Source organism: Shewanella sp. 10N.286.51.B7, from assembly GCF_002873615.1.
Lineage (GTDB): Bacteria > Pseudomonadota > Gammaproteobacteria > Enterobacterales > Shewanellaceae > Shewanella > Shewanella electrodiphila.
The window spans coordinates 103,146-121,719 of record NZ_MCUF01000087.1 but is presented as its reverse complement, the minus strand read 5'-3'; the positions used below and the strand labels follow the sequence as shown (position 1 = coordinate 121,719).

General features: G+C 39.9%; 17 protein-coding genes and 1 tRNA gene. 8 read left to right on the top strand and 10 right to left on the bottom strand.

Annotated features, from left to right (window positions below):
• Positions 1-34: 34 nt before the first annotated feature.
• Both BCU84_RS19695 and BCU84_RS19690 read right to left on the bottom strand, forming a co-directional pair.
• Positions 35-433: a hypothetical protein gene (locus BCU84_RS19695; protein WP_241906494.1), complete on the bottom strand. Its 399-nt coding sequence runs from the start codon at positions 431-433 to the stop codon at positions 35-37.
• Between the two features lie 53 nt (positions 434-486).
• Complete coding sequence (locus BCU84_RS19690; protein ID WP_102529741.1) at positions 487-720, bottom strand: hypothetical protein; 234 nt, start codon at positions 718-720, stop codon at positions 487-489.
• A gap of 593 nt (positions 721-1,313) precedes the next feature.
• Between BCU84_RS19690 and BCU84_RS19685 the strand changes: the two genes are divergently transcribed.
• Positions 1,314-3,206 carry a tyrosine-type recombinase/integrase gene (locus tag BCU84_RS19685; protein WP_157936246.1) on the top strand — a complete coding sequence of 631 codons (1,893 nt, stop codon included), beginning with the start codon at positions 1,314-1,316 and terminating at the stop codon, positions 3,204-3,206.
• Between the two features lie 369 nt (positions 3,207-3,575).
• On the opposite strand, the gene BCU84_RS19680 is transcribed toward BCU84_RS19685, so the two are convergent.
• The 5 genes from BCU84_RS19680 to rpsU form a co-directional block, all read right to left on the bottom strand.
• Positions 3,576-3,652: transfer RNA gene (locus BCU84_RS19680), tRNA-Ile, on the bottom strand.
• A gap of 204 nt (positions 3,653-3,856) precedes the next feature.
• Complete coding sequence (gene rpoD, locus BCU84_RS19675) at positions 3,857-5,686, bottom strand: RNA polymerase sigma factor RpoD (protein WP_102529739.1); 1,830 nt, start codon at positions 5,684-5,686, stop codon at positions 3,857-3,859.
• Positions 5,687-5,836: 150 nt separating this feature from the next.
• Entirely contained in the window at positions 5,837-7,561 is a 1,725-nt protein-coding gene (gene dnaG / locus BCU84_RS19670; protein WP_102529738.1) for a DNA primase, read from the bottom strand.
• A gap of 83 nt (positions 7,562-7,644) precedes the next feature.
• Positions 7,645-8,088 carry a GatB/YqeY domain-containing protein gene (locus tag BCU84_RS19665; protein ID WP_102529737.1) on the bottom strand — a complete coding sequence of 148 codons (444 nt, stop codon included), beginning with the start codon at positions 8,086-8,088 and terminating at the stop codon, positions 7,645-7,647.
• Positions 8,089-8,095: 7 nt separating this feature from the next.
• Positions 8,096-8,311, bottom strand: coding sequence for a 30S ribosomal protein S21 (gene rpsU / locus BCU84_RS19660; RefSeq protein WP_055024252.1), 216 nt, complete (start codon positions 8,309-8,311; stop codon positions 8,096-8,098).
• Positions 8,312-8,550: 239 nt separating this feature from the next.
• Between rpsU and tsaD the strand changes: the two genes are divergently transcribed.
• On the top strand, positions 8,551-9,564 hold the full coding sequence (tsaD, locus tag BCU84_RS19655; protein WP_102529736.1) for a tRNA (adenosine(37)-N6)-threonylcarbamoyltransferase complex transferase subunit TsaD: 1,014 nt from the start codon (positions 8,551-8,553) through the stop codon (positions 9,562-9,564).
• 104 nt (positions 9,565-9,668) lie between these two features.
• Here the strand turns inward: tsaD and plsY are convergent, their stop codons facing one another.
• A complete protein-coding gene (plsY, locus tag BCU84_RS19650; protein WP_102529735.1) occupies positions 9,669-10,286 on the bottom strand; it encodes a glycerol-3-phosphate 1-O-acyltransferase PlsY in 618 nt (205 codons plus the stop codon).
• 240 nt (positions 10,287-10,526) lie between these two features.
• Between plsY and folB the strand changes: the two genes are divergently transcribed.
• From folB to BCU84_RS19630, 4 genes are all read left to right on the top strand, one after another.
• Positions 10,527-10,880, top strand: coding sequence for a dihydroneopterin aldolase (gene folB, locus BCU84_RS19645; protein WP_102529734.1), 354 nt, complete (start codon positions 10,527-10,529; stop codon positions 10,878-10,880).
• Between the two features lie 77 nt (positions 10,881-10,957).
• Complete coding sequence (folK, locus tag BCU84_RS19640) at positions 10,958-11,461, top strand: 2-amino-4-hydroxy-6-hydroxymethyldihydropteridine diphosphokinase (protein WP_102529733.1); 504 nt, start codon at positions 10,958-10,960, stop codon at positions 11,459-11,461.
• Positions 11,462-11,548: 87 nt separating this feature from the next.
• Positions 11,549-12,349 (top strand): undecaprenyl-diphosphate phosphatase, encoded by an 801-nt coding sequence (locus BCU84_RS19635; RefSeq protein WP_102529732.1) that lies wholly within the window; start codon positions 11,549-11,551, stop codon positions 12,347-12,349.
• A gap of 107 nt (positions 12,350-12,456) precedes the next feature.
• Complete coding sequence (locus BCU84_RS19630; RefSeq protein ID WP_102529731.1) at positions 12,457-13,278, top strand: SAM-dependent methyltransferase; 822 nt, start codon at positions 12,457-12,459, stop codon at positions 13,276-13,278.
• A gap of 521 nt (positions 13,279-13,799) precedes the next feature.
• Here BCU84_RS19630 and BCU84_RS19625 read toward each other — a convergent pair.
• Both BCU84_RS19625 and BCU84_RS19620 read right to left on the bottom strand, forming a co-directional pair.
• Positions 13,800-14,066: an Lpp/OprI family alanine-zipper lipoprotein gene (locus BCU84_RS19625; RefSeq protein ID WP_102529730.1), complete on the bottom strand. Its 267-nt coding sequence runs from the start codon at positions 14,064-14,066 to the stop codon at positions 13,800-13,802.
• A 285-nt stretch (positions 14,067-14,351) separates the two neighbouring features.
• Complete coding sequence (locus BCU84_RS19620) at positions 14,352-15,584, bottom strand: multifunctional CCA addition/repair protein (protein ID WP_102529729.1); 1,233 nt, start codon at positions 15,582-15,584, stop codon at positions 14,352-14,354.
• Between the two features lie 201 nt (positions 15,585-15,785).
• On the opposite strand from BCU84_RS19620, the gene BCU84_RS19615 reads away from it, so the two are divergent.
• Entirely contained in the window at positions 15,786-17,390 is a 1,605-nt protein-coding gene (locus BCU84_RS19615; protein ID WP_102529728.1) for an ExeA family protein, read from the top strand.
• Positions 17,390-18,544, top strand: a complete 1,155-nt coding sequence (locus BCU84_RS19610) for a general secretion pathway protein GspB (protein WP_102529727.1) — start codon at positions 17,390-17,392, stop codon at positions 18,542-18,544. Before BCU84_RS19615 ends, BCU84_RS19610 begins: the two co-directional genes overlap by 1 nt.
• Positions 18,545-18,574 lie beyond the last annotated feature (30 nt).

The following is an 18,574-nucleotide window of genomic DNA, read 5'->3' as shown; positions in this document are numbered from 1 at the left end:
GAAAGCGAACCCAATAGGGTTCGCTAGATGGCGATTACTGTGCGTCAGCAGCAATAATCAAATCAGACCAATATTGCTCAGCAGCCTCATAGTAATAATTCGGATGAATTCCAAAAATACTAATAAATTCGTTGCTGAATAATCCACAAAAAGCGGCAATATCTTCTATGTATATCAATAACATCATGTATGCATCAATACCTGTAAGATACTGACTCTCAAGCTCAGCATGCTCTTCAAGCAGCGATTTGCTGATACTGATGCCTATCATTTTTCCTTGTACATTTCGATGTAAATAAATGTAGTTATTAAAGCTTAATTGAATCTCATCATTCTCAAGTTGATGGTCTGCCATCAGCAGTACTGTACTGTGATCATCCCATGGCGATTTAGATTGACGTTTATAGACTCGTATAAGTTGTGTCTTGTTCATAGCAATTCCTAGCGTTGATGTCCTCGTGACTAACTAAGAACTCCACTAGGGAATTATTCGTTTATGTATTGGTTAATAAAATCCATTGCTAGATTAATGTCTTCTGTTTGTACTCCTTGACGACTCAAGTGCTGCTTAACTTGAAAATTAAATATCTCCAGCTCTACATCATCTTCATAAATACTAATGTCCTGATACAGCGCTTCTGAGTTCACCACAGCAGTGAGCTGTTCTAAAAGGTGACCTAATTTATTTGTCTTTTGATTAAACTGATTATGCTGGTTCATGAATATTTCTCGTTAATAGATTAATGGTCGTTATTAACTAGAAACAGATAGAGCGGAATATACTGGTGTATCTGATTTTTATGATAATTCAATTCACTTTATGCACGATTTAACGAAAGCATTGATTAGCTAATTAGAGGTTATTGTTTTTTGTCCATGGCATTTGTTCATTCTCAATGCCGGATGCTATCTGGGCTACTGCTAGCGGCATTAACTCGTTCTGTGTGTACTCATTCCGGTTTTCGGAGGAGGAGCTCTAGAACGGTGATTTACTTAGCCAGGCGGTCATGAAAGAGTGATAGGTGGTATCTGAGGGGGGAGGGGCTTGTTGTATTATCAAGTCTTGGCATGTGATTTAAAAAATTGCTTATATGATTAACTTTGCTTGTTAATTAGCTGGCGTTACAGCTAGCAATATTATCTTCATTTTTAGCTAAAAAAAATGAAATTCCGGCATAATCTTTTTTTTTTAAATTTTTTTATATCCTTTATCCTGATTGCATTAACACAAACTATAGCGTGATTTATTAATGCACTTAAACTTTGAATCTCATCAATACAGCACATTACCTAACGGTAGTGGGGGTGTCTTTGTGGATTCTCGGTCTAAGGTTATGGAGGCAATATTTGAATTTGTTAAAATACAAGGGCTCTCAAAAAAGGCTATTACAGAATTTATTATCCAGTACAGTGAGATAAAGGTTCTAGAACCGAAAATCAATGCCAGCTCTTACTTTAGTGATAAAAGAATTAATGCGTTAGTAAAAATAGCTTTGGCGTCTGAAGTGACGTTATTGGAAGCCACTGAGCTATTTCATTTAGTTTGTCAGTATGAAAAGCAACAATCACAGTCAGCTCCTCATCTCGAACAGGTTGATACGGTCGAGCCGACGGTTTCTTTGCAAATAGACGAAATTGCATCTGAATCAGTATCCGTATTAATGGTTAATGTTGCAGACGCAGCAGGGAGTTCTGCCCATGATGACCTAAATGGAGCTGATAGCAGCGTTAACTCAACGGATGTATTATCCGCTATTGACGCTGATTTCCCCTCGACTGAAAGCGCTGCGCCAATAAATCCTGAGCTTAACGAATTCAAGGTACTGGGCGTCAGCGGCGATTCACTTTGTCCGTTGCAAGATGTAGAAGATGATCTGTTATCAGGTGGACCTGTTGAGCAACCACTGATAAGTGAGTATTCGGCGCAGCTTCAACAAAAGGTGACACAAGAATGTAAACACATCACCTTGGATCAGATATATGACAGTGAACTCATTGATTCTTTAATGGCGCAAGGCAAAAGGAAAATTAAAGTTGCTGGAATTAGTGAAAAAGGCCTAAATATAGAGCTAACCAAACTTAACCTCACTTTCATGGTTAAGTGTAAATATAATGGTAAAGGTCATCGGTGTGTCCTTCTGAGATGGAAACGTCATGAGCCTCCTAGTAAACAGCAGCTATTAAAGGCTGTAGCTGATTACCTGGCGATAAAAGAGAAACTGGCTAGACCGCCAAGTAGTGGTGAGTTTAGAGTGCACTCTAATGTCTATCAAAAGATCGGTGATGTCATTGCAATTTACTTAGATGACATTGTTGAGCGTTATGGCGAAGGTTCTGCTGAATGGAAAGTCATTACCGCTCTTATCAATAACCATCTGTCTAAGCCAAAAGAAATCCAATTACCAAAGCATAAAGAAACCGTGATATTGATTAATGAAGATATTAAAAGTTTTACTATAGCGAGATTTAACCGTTACCTAGACGCATTTAAAAGTACTAATGGCGTTCACGATAAGATTGTATCTAGAGTAAAGGCGGCTTTTAACTTTGCTCTTGATGAGAGGCTTATCGCTTACGAAGATGCACAACCATTTATAAGGGCAACTCGAATAAATATAGATCGCCATGTCGTTATACCCGATGACGACTTTAAGTCTATCCTTGGGAAGCTTAATTCAATTGAACAAAAAGATTTCGTTTTCTTTGTTAAATTACAAAATACCGGACATTTCAGAACCCAACAGCTTATGTCTATGAAATTTGAACAGGTTGATTTTCAGCATATAAAGGTTCGAGTTAAGCCCAAAAAAGGTAAATTAGTCGATATTCAATTGGATGAAGAAACACTTGAATTGATAAACACCAGGCAGAAATATCTCACTGATGTTTATGGGAGGGCGAATTACTTGTTTCCTTCAACTAAGTCCAACTCTGGACATCGATCTAATTTTTATTGTGACTGGAATAAGCTTTGTGATGAATTTGGCTGGGTCACAATAGATAAAGCTGGTGAAAGAATTAATAAATACAGGTTTCATGATTTTAGAGAAACGTTACTTGCACGGATTAGTGAATTTAATGATGAAGTATTAGCTTCACAGCTTGGGCACTTATCCACTCATAATATCAAGAACTACAGAAAGGCGTTGCCTGCTCAAAGTCAAATTGCAGCTGAAGCTGGAAGCCAAAGAAAGCCGAAGCTGTAGATAGACAATAATCTCGGGGAAGAGAGCAGTCATTGCGATGTGTTAGCAATACAAGTTGACGTGATTGGCAGAGACAAAAACGTTCGATTGCATGCCTGAGGGAAAGCGGCTTTATATACTGAGAGCGTGCATCAAAATGTGGTTATTTCAGATGAATTCAACGATTTGGCAAGTATAGCGGTGTTTTTTGCTTTGGACACAACGTTGTACAGAAGATGACGATAGATAAAATACATAGATGTTGATTATAAATATGCAGGAAACTAGAATTAAATAGAGAGAGAAAGTATGAAAAGGTGGAATAGAAGTGGAACAGAATAGAGTAAGGTATCTTTTAGGCCTTTGTAAACAAAGGCTTAAAAGAAAAATTGGTGGCCCCTCCCAGACTCGAACTGGGGACCTGACGATTATGAGTCGTATGCTCTAACCAACTGAGCTAAGGGGCCGACTTAAGACAGTCGTCACTATCAAAAGCGGAGGGAAGTATACGAAGTTTATCGGTACTTGTCACCACTCAATTCGCTAGAAATTCACTTCTACGTATCGTTTGGTTATCTGTTAAGCAATTTGCAGGTAGGTTCAGGTTAATACCCCTGATTTATAACAATAAAAAAGCCCGCTAGTTGCGGGCTTTTTATCAATCTTTAGACTTATTCGTCTAAGAAAGACTTTAAGATTTCAGAGCGAGAAGGGTGACGTAATTTACGTAACGCTTTTGCTTCAATCTGACGAATACGTTCACGTGTTACGTCAAACTGCTTACCGACTTCTTCAAGTGTATGGTCAGTGTTCATATCGATACCGAAACGCATACGCAATACTTTAGCTTCACGAGCAGTTAGACCTGCTAATACTTCGTGAGTGGCATTCTTTAAACTTTCGCTTGTTGCTGAGTCTAAAGGAAGCTCTAAGGTATTATCTTCAATGAAGTCACCTAAGTGTGAATCTTCATCGTCACCAATTGGCGTTTCCATTGAGATAGGCTCTTTAGCGATTTTCAGCACTTTAAGAATCTTATCTTCAGGCATTAACATGCGTTCTGATAATTCTTCAGGTGTTGGTTCGCGACCCATTTCTTGTAACATTTGACGTGAAATACGATTTAGTTTGTTAATCGTTTCAATCATATGTACTGGAATACGAATTGTACGCGCTTGGTCAGCAATAGAACGTGTAATTGCCTGACGGATCCACCATGTTGCATAAGTCGAGAACTTATAACCACGACGGTATTCAAACTTATCTACAGCTTTCATCAAACCGATGTTACCTTCTTGAATCAAATCCAAGAATTGTAGACCACGGTTGGTGTACTTTTTAGCAATCGAAATTACTAGACGTAAGTTTGCTTCAACCATTTCTTTCTTCGCACGACGAGCTCTTGCTTCACCGATTGACATACGACGGTTGATGTCTTTAATTGCACGAATGATTAGACCTGTTTCTTTTTCGATTGCAGCCAATTTAGTGCTACAACGAATCACGTCTTCTTCAACCATTCTCAAACCTTCAGCGTAAGGCTTGTTACTGTCTTTTTCTGCATGGAACCAAGCTAAATCAGTTTCGTTGCCAGTGAAGAACTTAACAAAGTTTTTCTTCGGCATTTTAGCTTGATCAACACATAACTTTAGAATTAAACGCTCTTGAACACGTACGCGATCCATCATGGTGCGCATGCTTTTTACTAAGCGATCAAACTGTTTAGGAATTAAACGGAATTCTTTAAAGAGTTCGCCGATGACAAATAAAGCACCAATGGCTTCAGGGTGGTCACGACCTTTCTTTTCAATTACCGCTAAGCCTTTTTCATAAGACTCACGTAATTGAGTGAACTTTTCTTTAGCTTCTTCAGGACATGGACCTTTTGGGCCTTCCTCTTCTTCTTCGTTGTCACCGTCATCATCTTCGTCTTCAAGTTCTTCTTCTGATAACTCAGAACCTACGTGAGTAGCAGTAGGCGCTACGTCATCGTCATCTGGGTTAACGAAACCTGCAATGATGTCAGTTAAGCGAAGTTCATCCGCTTCATACTTATCAAATTGTTCAAGAATCATCGCAATAGCTTGCGGGTATTCTGAAACAGAACTTTGAACCGTATTAATGCCTTCTTCAATACGTTTTGCGATGACGATTTCGCCTTCGCGGGTCAATAGCTCAACAGTCCCCATTTCACGCATGTACATGCGTACTGGGTCTGTAGTACGACCTAATTCACTCTCTACCGTAGCAAGTGCAGCTGCTGCTTCTTCTGCTGCATCTTCATCGGTGTTGTCCTCAGACATCATAATGTCATCGGCATCTGGCGCTTGTTCGTAAACGCGGATGCCCATGTCATTTATCATCTGGACAATATCTTCAATCTGATCTGAATCGACCATGTCAGCTGGCAAGTGGTCATTGACTTCAGCGTAGGTTAAGTAACCTTGCTCTTTACCTTTAGCAAGCAACAATTTAAGTTGCGACTGCGGAGTATGCTCCATAGATATCATCCAAGTTGGGGAAACTGAAATAACGACTGGACACCTGCCGAAGCATAAGTGTCAAGCAAATCGTCAATTATAGCTGTATGAACTAAAGTACGCTAGTCCATGACATTGCTTAACTGAACATTTTTAAAATAAAAAATGCAATTATGCGATGCCTTTCATTATCGAAATAAGCTTCGTTAGCTGAATTTTTTCAGCTTTCGTTAGAGTTTGTTTAAGACTCAATTCCTGATAACGCTGTTCAATATATTGATTGTTCAACCAAATCAGGGTTTGTTTAAACTCTTGAACTAAGTTCTCATCCGCCACTTGGTGGTCCCATTGGGCCAATTTAATCAAGGCACTCTTTTGCTCGTGCTCTCGATATATCTCAAGTAGTTGTGCGCTGTTAAACTGTTGTTCGCGAGTTAAATTTAACAAATCAATTAGCAAGTCAATGCCAGCAATTTGTAAGTGGGCTAAAGCAGGTTGGGCAGCTAAGCCGTAACCTAAATCAGGTCGTTGCACTAACAAAGCAATGGCTAATCGCAATGGTGTACCGCGCCCTTGTAAGCCCTTTTTATTCATAGGCTGTTGCTGTTTTACGGCAAAACCTAATTTTTTCTTTAGATCGTCTGCGCTGTTCATACCAATTTTATGCGCAAGATTCTCTAATAATAAATTCTGTAAAACGGTATCTTGTACTCGTTCAATCAGTGCCATAGCTTCTTTAGCCAGTGCACTTTTATCTGTGCCGTATTGGCTGGTTAATGTCTCAAATAAGAATGCGGGTAAATCAAGCGCATCGAGCATTAACTTTTCAAAGCCTTCTTTACCGACTTGGCGAACCATCGTATCTGGATCTTCACCTTGTGGTAAAAACATAAATCTAACGACATCACCAGGCTTAAGTAATGGCAGAGCGGTTTCTAAAGCGCGCCAAGCGGCTTTCTTACCCGCTTTATCGCCGTCATAACAACAAATCACTTCTTTTGCACTACGCACTAACAACTGAAATTGTTCAGCTGTTGTAGCTGTGCCAAGTGATGCAACGGCATAATCAACGTCAAATTGGGCTAATGCAACGACATCCATATAACCTTCAACAATCAAAACTTGCTGCGGGTCTCTATGTCTTTGCTTGAGTTCATATAAGCCGTAAAGCTCATTACCCTTATGAAATATGGGCGTTTCTGGCGAATTCAAGTACTTCGGTGTGCCATCGCCTAAAACTCGACCACCAAAGCCAACTACACGACCTCGACGGTCACGAATGGGAAACATTAATCGATCGCGAAAGCGGTCGTAACGTTTTCCGTTATCGTTGGCAATCAACATGCCTGCAGTCAGTAATTTGTCTTGTGCTGACTGATTTTGGCGATAGCGACTTAATAGTCCATCCCAACCGTCAGGCGCAAAACCAATCCCAAAGTGCTCAACCACAGTGGATGAAAGCCCTCTGAAATCTAAATAATCTAATACTTTTTGTTTGTCTGAGTGCTGACGTAACTGACTTTGATAAAAGAGATTCGCTTCTTCCATCAATTGGTATAAGTCGCGGCTCAAACCTTGATCTTTTTTAGGACCAGTACCTTGTTCTCTGGGTACATCTAATCCTAATTTACCTGCGAGTTCTTCGATGGCATCAACAAATTCCAGCCTATCGTATTCCATAATGAAATCGATGGCGTTGCCATGAGCACCACAACCAAAGCAGTGATAAAACTGTTTATCTCGACTGACAGTAAAAGAAGGTGATTTTTCGCTATGAAAAGGACAACATGCAGAGTGATTTTTCCCTGCTTTTTTCAAAGGTACACGATGATCAATTAGATCAACAATGTCGGTGCGAGCTATAAGCTCATTGATAAAGTCACGAGGTATCGCCATTTATGCTATAGGTCTCGCATTACCAAGTAGATAAAACAAACAAGCCGCGCAAGATGCACGGCTTATTCAACACTAAAATGTTATTAGTTTAATTTAGCACGAATTTGGCCGCCAATGGCACCCATATCTGCACGTCCTTGAACCTTAGATTTTAATGCTCCCATTACTTTGCCCATATCCGCCATGGTTGATGCGCCTACCTGTGAGATAGCTTCATCAATGATTGCGGCAACTTCTTCTTCTGTTAAAGGAGAAGGCAAGAAAGTTTCAATAACTTGAATCTCTGCTGCTTCAGTTGCTGCTAACTCCGGGCGACCTGCTGACTCATATTGAGTAATAGAATCGCGACGTTGTTTCACCATTTTGGTTAAAACGGCTATTGTCTGTTCATCAGTCAGAGTTTCGCGGGTATCCACTTCAATCTGTTTAACGGCAGACAATGCCATACGAATAGTCCCCAAACGTGCCTTATCTTTGGCACGCATGGCTTCTTTCATCTGGTCTTTTAGCTGTTCAACTAGGCTCATAATGAGATTAGTATAAACGTACGCGACGTGCGTTTTCGCGAGAAAGCTTCTTAGCTAGACGCTTAACAGCGGCAGCTTTTGCGCGCTTACGTGCAGAAGTTGGCTTCTCGTAGAATTCACGAGCGCGAACATCAGCTAAGATACCTGCTTTTTCACAAGAGCGCTTGAAACGACGAAGAGCTACGTCGAATGGTTCGTTTTCACGTACTTTAATTATTGGCATACGCCATCACCCCTTAGGTGTAGTTAATTTGGCACTACCAGTAAAGGTAGATTAACCAAGGCTATTTAATAAAATGGTGCGGAATTCTACACCGAGATATGTGCTTTTGTAAACCCCCTTTGTTACTGAGTTTGCGTAATTCGCTTGTCATATTTTTGCAGATAGTTGAGCTTTACTGGAATAACGCTGCATCAACAGGTAGAATTGCCGCCCTTACAATTTTAGGAATATGAGCTGCTATGCGGGTTTTAGGTATTGAAACGTCTTGTGATGAAACAGGTATTGCTGTCTTTGATGATGAGCAAGGATTGTTGTCACATGCTTTATATAGTCAAGTAAAGTTACATGCTGATTATGGCGGCGTAGTACCAGAACTAGCCTCACGTGATCATGTTCGCAAAATTGTGCCACTGATTAAACAAGCGTTAAAAGAAGCTAATTCTTCAGTGGATGACATTGATGGCATTGCTTTCACAAAAGGCCCAGGCTTAATCGGTGCTTTACTTGTTGGTGCATGTGTTGGTCGTTCTTTAGCTTATTCATGGGATAAACCTGCAATTGGGGTTCATCATATGGAAGGCCATCTACTCGCGCCTATGCTTGAAGATGATGCACCAGAATTTCCATTTTTGGCTTTATTGGTTTCTGGCGGTCACTCAATGTTAGTTAAAGTTGATGGTATCGGACAATACGAAGTCTTAGGTGAATCGGTTGATGATGCAGCCGGAGAAGCGTTTGATAAAACAGCCAAATTGATGGGCCTAGATTACCCTGGTGGTCCAAGACTTGCCAAGCTTGCTTCGAAAGGTGTGGAAGCAGGTTACAAATTCCCAAGACCCATGACAGATAAACCTGGGCTGAACTTTAGCTTTTCTGGTTTAAAAACATTTACTGCCAATACTATTGCAGCTGAACCTGATGATGAACAAACTCGGGCTAACATTGCTCGCGCTTTTGAAGAAGCTGTGGTTGATACGCTCGCGATTAAGTGTAAGCGTGCATTAAAGCTGACGGGTTATAACCGTCTTGTCGTTGCAGGTGGAGTGAGCGCTAATAGCCGCTTAAGAGAAAACCTTGCTGAAATGATGCAACAGCTCAATGGTGAGGTGTTCTACCCACGTGGTGAGTTCTGTACAGACAATGGCGCGATGATTGCTTATGCTGGCTTACAGCGTTTAAAAGCTGGCCAGACAGAAGATTTAGAAGTTAAAGGGCAGCCGCGCTGGCCACTCGATACGTTAGAAGCCGTGTAAAAGAATAAGCATTCTAATAATAAAAAACCTAAGCTATGGCTTAGGTTTTTTAGTTTTAAAACTTAACATTTTCAAGTTAGCACTTGTTTTAAGTGAAAGCTTGATTAGCTTTGCTCGTTGTTCGCTTTCTTTTTTCGCGACAACTTGCTTTCTTCCCCAATTCTTAAGCGCTTAATGTTGTCTTTGTGTCTGATGACAATTAACAGTGACAGCATCGCAACAGGGATGATAAATCGATCATCTAGCCACCATGTATACACAGGTGCGAGCATCGCGGTGAGAATCGCAGCAAGAGATGAATAACGTGTCAGTAATACAAACACAATCCAAGTTGCGATGAGTGATAATGCTAAATCACCACCAATAGGCGCCATTGCACCAAATGCCGTTGCAACGCCTTTACCGCCTTGGAAATTAAAGAAGATAGGGAAGATATGCCCAAGACAAGCTGCGATAGCAATTAAGCCTAGCGATACAGCATCTTGACCTAATAAATAACTGAAATAACTTGGCGCAGCGCCTTTTAGCATATCAAAAAATAACACTAATGCAGCTGAACTGGCGCCTCCAATTCTCAGCACATTGGTTGCACCTGGATTTCCTGAGCCTTCTGTACGCGGATCTGGCAACCCTCGTAATTTGCATACAAGAATAGCGCTTGAAATTGAACCGGCTAAGTAGGCGGTTATAATCATCAAAATAGTGATTGTAACAGCGCTCAAATTGGTTTCCTTACTCGTCTTAGGGTATTATCGCCCATTAATTAATTTCACTTGAGATTAATTGTAATTACAGGGTTAATAAGCACTTTTGAATCGTGAGATGTTCCTTAGTGCAGCCGCTATCCTACTGCTTAAATTGCTCAGGAAAAAGGCTAAAACTATAATAACCGCTATTTGATGTCATTTTCAGCCTTTTAAGTTGAAATATTTTGGGTAAGACGTGTAAAGCATGGAGTTCACATGGACAAAGTTTTAATTCGCGAGCTAAAAGTCGAAACGGTAATTGGTATTTATGAATGGGAAAAGCAAATTCATCAAACCTTGCTCATCGACTTAGATATGGCATGGGATAATAAGCTTGCAGCAGCGTCTGATGATTACCAATATGCGCTTTGTTATGAAACCGTTTCGAATCGATTGACTGCATTGATTACAGAAAAGCCGATAGAACTCATAGAGACCGTAGCTGAAATGACAGCCCAATGCTTGATGTCTGAATTTAATGTTTTATGGGTTAAAGTCGCAGTTATGAAACCCGGTGCAGTGCCAACGGCTAAATCAGTTGGCGTTGTTATTGAACGCGGTCATATCTAAATCACATTTTATTGACAGCTTTCATGCTGAAATTAATTAATTTTTCATAATTGCTCTGTATATTACCGGATGAGTTAATGGCACGTATTTATATCAGTTTGGGAACGAACATTGATCCTGTAGAGCATATGCAGTCGGGGTTAGTGGATTTACATGAACATTTTGGTGATTTAACCTTATCGAGAATGTTTGAAAGTGAAGCGGTTGGTTTTCAAGGTACAAATTTCTTAAATATGGTTGCAGCAGCAGATACTGATATGAGTATTGCTGATGTTGTTGCCACATTTAAGGGAATTGAGAAACAAAATGGACGTATTAGAGGCGAAAAAAAGTTTAGCCCTCGAAGTTTGGATATAGATTTACTGCTTTACGATGATGAAGTCTGTCATCAGCCGATTGAGTTGCCTCGTGGTGAGATCCTTTATAATGCGTTTGTATTATGGCCCTTAGCTGAGATAGCTCCTATGCTGACGCATCCTATCACTCAACAGTCGTATCAATACCTTTGGGAACACTATGATAAATCGAGCCAACATATTTGGCCGATTGAGTTTGAATTTCCCGTGCTTGTTTCTCGTTAAGCTTGGGTGTTTTTAGTGTTAGTGAGTGATGCATTCACAATTCATCAATTAGTCAGTTTTATCAAAATTTTATTTTAAAGGAACATCATGGAAACGCTTCAGATTATCTTTTTAGCGCTTATTCAAGGGCTAACAGAGTTTTTACCCATTTCAAGCTCTGCTCATTTAATTTTACCTTCGCAAATTTTAGGTTGGGAAGATCAAGGTTTATTTTTTGATGTTGCCGTACACATTGGTTCATTGCTTGCTGTGGTGATCTACTTTAGAACCGAAATATGGGCGATGTTAACGGCTTGGATTGCGAGTATTTTTAAAGGCGTTCATACCCAAGATAGTAAATTAGCTTGGTGGATTATTTTAGCAACCTTACCAGCGGTATTCTTTGGCTTTATGGCGAAAGACTTAATTGAAACCTATTTACGTGGTCCAGGTGTTATTGCTATTACAACCGTTATCTTCGGCTTAATGTTGTGGGTGGGTGATAAAATGGCCCGCAATGAATTAACTGAGTATCAAACCGGCTGGCGTAAAGCATTGTTGATTGGTTTTGCACAGGCAATGGCAATCATTCCGGGTACGTCTCGTTCTGGTATTACTATAACAGCCGCATTAATGCTTGGGCTAAACCGAGAAGCTGCAGCACGTTTTTCATTTTTAATGTCGATTCCTGTGATCCTAGGCGCAGCAATATTAATGAGCAAAGATGCTATCGCAGGTGACTTAGTCATGGACTACACTGAGTTGTTATTAGGTGTCGCCGTGTCATTTGTTGCGGCTTATACCTGTATTTTCTTCTTTTTGAAAATCATTAGTAAAATCGGTATGACACCATTTGTATTGTATCGCTTAATGTTAGGCGCTGTATTATGTGGGTTTATTTTCCTGTAAAATAATCCAGTTCGTCTAAATAAGAAAACGGGTATTGTTACCCGTTTTTTATTCTCTTAATTTCAGCAAATTGACCCATTTTTTATCTCAAAGGAAGCTTGCCCGTTATGAACTCAATTTTGATATGTCCAACATGCGCTGCTAAGTTGAATTTCCACGAGTCATCATCGGGTTATTATTGTGATAACAAACATCATATTGATAAGAACTCGCAAGGTTATTGGTCGTTTGTGACTTCAACTAAATTTAAAGGCTCAAGCGATACACGCCAGCAGTTACGCTCAAAACGCTTTTTAATGACATCAGGTATTTTTTCGCCTTTAGTCGAGCAATTGTCAGCGGCATTTAACTTAGCTGTAAAAGACAAAACCCATGTTAACCATCTCAATTACCAATGTGCTGATGGCTTTTACTTACGCGCCCTTGTTCAAGGTACAGATAACTCATCTGTAACCCATTGGGGCGTATCAGAAGCTGAAAATGCACTGTTTGCTGCCAGTAAAGACAGTACACCTGCTAACTTATTGCTTAGCCCTTTCAAGAAGTTGCCATTTGCAAATGAGTCACTGGATGTGATCACTCTGTTTGATGCACAACTAAAAGGCAAAGAGTGCTTAAGAACACTTAAAAAAGATGGGGTGTTATTGTTATTAGTACCAGCTCCAAGGCATTTATGGCAGCTAAAGCAAAAAGTGTATGACAATTTATCTGAAAAGCCGCAACAGCTAAACCTACCTAAAGATGTCGAGTTAGTTTCATCGATGCCAATCACGTTTGCTGCGGATGTAACTGGTGAACAAGCGATAACATTATTAGACATGAATAACCTTAGCTGGCGAATTAATGATGAGCTAAAGCATGATATAAAGCAGAAAGCCATTGAAGCGTTGGAATTTGATTATTTATTGCTGACTGCAAAAGTAAAATAGCTGTCTGGTTAGCACTGAACTATTTCACCGTTTAATACCCGCACTTTGTATTACGTGCCTATAAATATTAGTCCGAGGTTATTTATTCCTAGACTGTTTTTATCATGGTATTTTTTCAGGGGTATTTTATCAGGGATATTATATTAGGGTTATTTCAAGGTTATTCATTTGGTAGCGATTAACCTGACGGCTTTAAAGTCATGACATTTAATGTGGAACATAGGGATAACGCTATTTCACTTGTTTAGAATGATGCATTCTAGATTGAAGGTAAAAGCATGATGACTTTTACATAGTCAGACTATTAGCAAAGCATTAGATAAACTTTTGTTTTCAGGCAATGAAATTAAGTGAGCATAAGCGATAGGTCAAAAACTTTATGGTGAGTGCGAAAGGGTAGGGATTAATTTATTAAACGCCAGAAACAATTAAGGCTTGAAATGGTAATTGACGAAACGTCTTATTACTATTATCAAGCCCTAATAATCAACCTATATAAATAAGCTAATTTTCATGTATTCTTACTTTTTGTAAGAAGAAGCCATGTTGTCGATACGGTCGTTAGCACGAGATGCTTCAGCTTGAGCGTCCATAGCTGCAGCTTTAGTATCTTTAACATCAGCAGCAAGTTTGCTTTGATCTGATTTTAGTGAACTAACTTCAGCAGATAGTTGATCTACTTTGTTACCTAGGTTAGCAACACTTTCTTCTAGAGCAGTAGTGTTTGCACAGCCACCTAAAAGAGCAGTCATAGCAACACCAGCAATCATTAGTACTTTCTTGTTCATGGAAAATCCCTTCATTATAGGTTGTAATAAATTGCTGAAGCATATTGCCCAGCAGCGCTTTAATTATGTCACAGCTTTTAGAATTTGCTATACCAAAAACTAATAAATATGACAAAAATCAACGTAAATCTAATAGATTGGAGCATATTCTTCGATTATTTCACCAATATTTCATCAAAGAGGTGTTTATTTATTAGCCTGATATTTTTTCAGTTTCCTAATCATAAGGTATTAGTTTGTACAAATAATGACAAGGTTGATTTTTAGTACTCAAGTATTAATGGATTATAATTGTTTCAATGATTGCTTATATTGGTTTATTGCTTCAACTCTACGGTTTGATAACTGCAGTTTTATTTCTGCACCTCTAAACCCTTCAGAGATTATTTGTTGCACATCTATATCTTTGGCAAGTTGATAGCAGTGGGTTAAATATTCACTTTGTGGATATTCAGCTGCTTCAAATCCTGTTCTGCCACGGATGTCTGCGTGACAGCAAATAAGCAAGTCATCTAAACGTTGAGGTTTTCGCCATACATCTGCTTTATCGAAAATCTTTATAATCGTTTCAGCTCTTAATTCTTGGGCATTATGAATGTTTTGATGTTGGTCGCTACACAATAAAGACAACTCTTTGTACTCGTTTGGTACTTTTATCCGCTGACATAGCTTTTTAATCACGGGTAAACCTTTTTGACCATGACCATGATGTTTTGGCCACTGCTCTTTTGGCGTGATAGCTTTACCTAAGTCGTGCACCAAAGCAGCAAAGCGGATGGTTGTTTTACCTGTTAATTGTGCCGCAGACTGCAGTACCATCATAGTGTGGACGCCGGTATCGATTTCAGGGTGCCACTTTTCAGGTTGTGGCACACCAAATAGCGCATCAATTTCAGGAAACAGCACTTTTAAAGCGCCACATTTACGTAACTGTAGGAAAAACACCTCTGGGTGCTCTGTACTTAGGGCTTTATCAAGCTCTTGCCAGACTCTTTCTGGCGTCAGGTAATCTAGCTCACCTGACTCACTTATGTGTCTCATCAGTTCAATGGTTTCATCTGCTATTTCAAATCCGAGATGGGCAAATCTAGCCGCAAAACGAGCGACTCGCAATACTCTTAAAGGATCTTCAATAAAGGCATCAGACACATGACGCAGGATACGATTCTCAAGGTCTTGTTGGCCTTTGTACGGGTCGAAGATTTGGCCGTTATCATCTTTAGCCATTGCATTGATAGTTAAGTCCCGTCTAAGTAGGTCTTGCTCTAACGTCACATCTTTATTTGCTTCACAGCTAAATCCACCATAGCCTTGACCGCTTTTTCTTTCTGTACGCGCAAGGGCATACTCTTGTTGTGTCTTAGGGTGTAAAAATACCGGAAAATCCCTACCAACTTGGCTGAAGCCTAAATCAAACATCTCTTCTACAGAGCCACCCACCACAACATAATCTTTATCTTTTATGGGCAAGGATAAAAGCTGATCTCGAACTGCGCCGCCCACTAAATAGATTTCCATAAACGTCTTTACCCTGATTAAATTAACTCATCACAGTTTATCATTCGGCATTAATCTAGAATGCCTTGTGTAAACACAGTTTAAATTGTGCATTATTAATGTAAATCTTAGCACGACTAACATTTCTGCTGCTAAATTTTGACAAGCACTACAGCAAGCTATAACTTGAGCCGTCAGTTTTAAATAAGGATTTTTGGCCAGATGTATAAAGCATTTTATGGATTGAATGATAATCCATTTTCAATCGCGCCCAACCCGCATTATTTATTTCTCAGTGATCGTCACCGAGAAGCATTAGCTCACTTAACTTATGGTTTAGGAGAAACGGGTGGCTTTGTATTATTAACTGGTGAAGTCGGTACGGGTAAAACTACAGTATCGCGTTGTTTATTAAAACAATTACCAGATAATACTGACACTGCTTTTATTCTCAACCCTTCTTTAACTGAACAAGAGTTATTAGCAACGCTTTGTGATGAGCTAAAGATTCAATATGGTGAAGACCCATCGATTAAGCAGCTAACTGATTTAATTAGCCAGTACTTGTTGAATAATCATCAAAATGACCGTAATACCGTGCTTATTATTGATGAAGCCCAACATCTTCGTCCTGAGGTGTTAGAGCAACTTCGATTATTGACCAACTTAGAAACTGATACTAAAAAATTGCTCCAAGTGATTTTAATTGGTCAACCTGAATTGCAGCAGTTGCTCAAACGTCAAGAATTAAGGCAGCTAGCACAACGTATTACAGCTCGTTACCATTTGTTGCCGCTAACAGTTGAAGAAATTCAATTGTATGTTCAACATCGCCTACAGGTTGCTGGCCGGTTCGAGCCGTTATTCACTAAAAAGGCCTGTAAAGCGCTACATAAATTCAGTGGTGGTATTCCAAGATTGACCAACCTTTTGTGTGAACGAGCATTAATGGCGGGTTATGGCCAATCTAAAGTGCCGATTGATCACCACATGATTAAGCAAGCAGCAGCAGAAGTCTTAGGTGATATTCCTGTTGAAAGCAGCAATAAATGGCCAATGGCGATAGCGGCTTCGTTAGTTGTGGCTTTCGGTGTGTCATTTTATTTATTCCTGCCTGAATCACAAACTGAACCCCAAACTACACCAAGTGCAACAACAAACTCATCAGTTCAACAAGAACAGAAAAAAACACAGGCTCCATCAAATGGTAGTCAAAGTATTGTTCGCTCAGCGATGGCACAAAGTCGCAGTATTGATAATGCCTTTGCAGGCCTGTTTGCACTTTGGGATAAGCAACCTATTATTGGTTTAACAGCGTGTCAGGCGGCGAAACAGCAAGGTTTACAGTGCCATCAACAGCAAGGTAATTGGAATAGCATTGCACGTTTAAACTACCCTGCGGTTGTTTACTTAGAAGATCAGCAAGCCAATCAGTTTTACGGTGTGGTTGTTGCTCGAGAAGGTGAACAAATCTTACTCCAGTTGAGTGAGCAGCAATTATGGGTGAATAAAGATTGGTTTAATCGCCACTTTAGCGGCACGTTTGAATTACTTTGGAAAGCATCTGGTGATATTCCAAGAGAGATTAGCCGTACTTCTAACTTGTCTCAAATTCAATGGTTAGAAACAAGCTTAGCTATTATTAGTCAACGAGCACCTAGACTGGTTAATTCTTTTGATAATAATTTAGAGCAGGAACTAATGGCCTTTCAGCGTCAACATGGTCTTAAATCAGATGGCATTGCCGGTAATCAAACCTTAGTACAAATTAATTTATACCTTAATCAACAAGGCCCTAGATTAAGTCGTCAAGCAGGTCGTAGCTAATGTCTATATTGCTAGATGCGGTGACAAAAGAAAAACAACAGCAAATGGGTGAGCTCCCTGATGCTGTGTTAACACCTAGAGCGAATTATCAGCATGTGAATGGTCAACGCCCTTGGCTTAAGTATGTGCTGTTAGCTGTGGTTATTGCGCTAGGTATCGCTTCAGCTTGGGGCTTGTCTAAACTTATTGTGCCAACGAGCAATATAGGTCAAGCGAAAGAGACGCAAAATAATACAGGAAACGAGCAGACTCAAACAAGTCAAAGCCAATCAATGACTCCTGCTAGTCGTTCTTCAGAGACGCAAAGTGAAGTTCGTATCGCCAATAAAGTTGCACTGCCTATCGCTAAATCCTTATCGCAAGTGAATGGGACAACACAATATGTATCCCGCAGCAGTCAGCCGGCGACGAATGAAACAACCTATGATTATCGACTGAGCAATCAAGGTGGCGAAATGACACCGAGTCAGTCCAGTGGGCAATCTAGTCAGCAATATCAAACAGAACCTAAACAGCAGTCTCAAGCAGATAATAGACAAACAGCACCTGCGAAAAATCAATCCGTTAGCCGAAATATTGACGCTGAAGCAAGTGGTGCTAATCAGCTAACAGCTGCTGAGTTACAGGCTTTATATGGCGATGATGCGATTATATTAGGCGCTAACTCTAACTATAAAAAAACGTCAGATCTTGATGCACTGCGGATGAAAGTGAGTGCGGCGGCAAGTGATGTCAATTATGAACAGCAAAGCCAAACGGTTTCAAACATTGATGCAAGTAACTCAGCTGCGGATGATGCGAGTAATGCGAATAACTTAATGGCTGCCTTTGAAGCTGCGCTAAAAGAAGTAGAGTATGAAAGCTCTGCCAATGCACCTGTGACAGAAGAAAAGCTTGATCCTATTCCTACCACTAGCAAAGATGAAATCCCATCTTATGGTCAACTGCCTGCAAGTGTGCAGTTACGGGTCCCTGAATTTAATATTCAGGCACATGTGTACTCATCAGCTGCTGAAAACCGTTGGTTGAATGTTGATGGTGAAGAACTGCAAGAAGGGGATAGCATTCAGGGTAGTCTCAATATCATAGAAATAAGGCCACGAGATGTGGTGCTAGAAATTGATGGCGAAAAATTTAAAGTACCCGCGATATAAATCACTTAGTTTTTGATGACTATTTAGCAA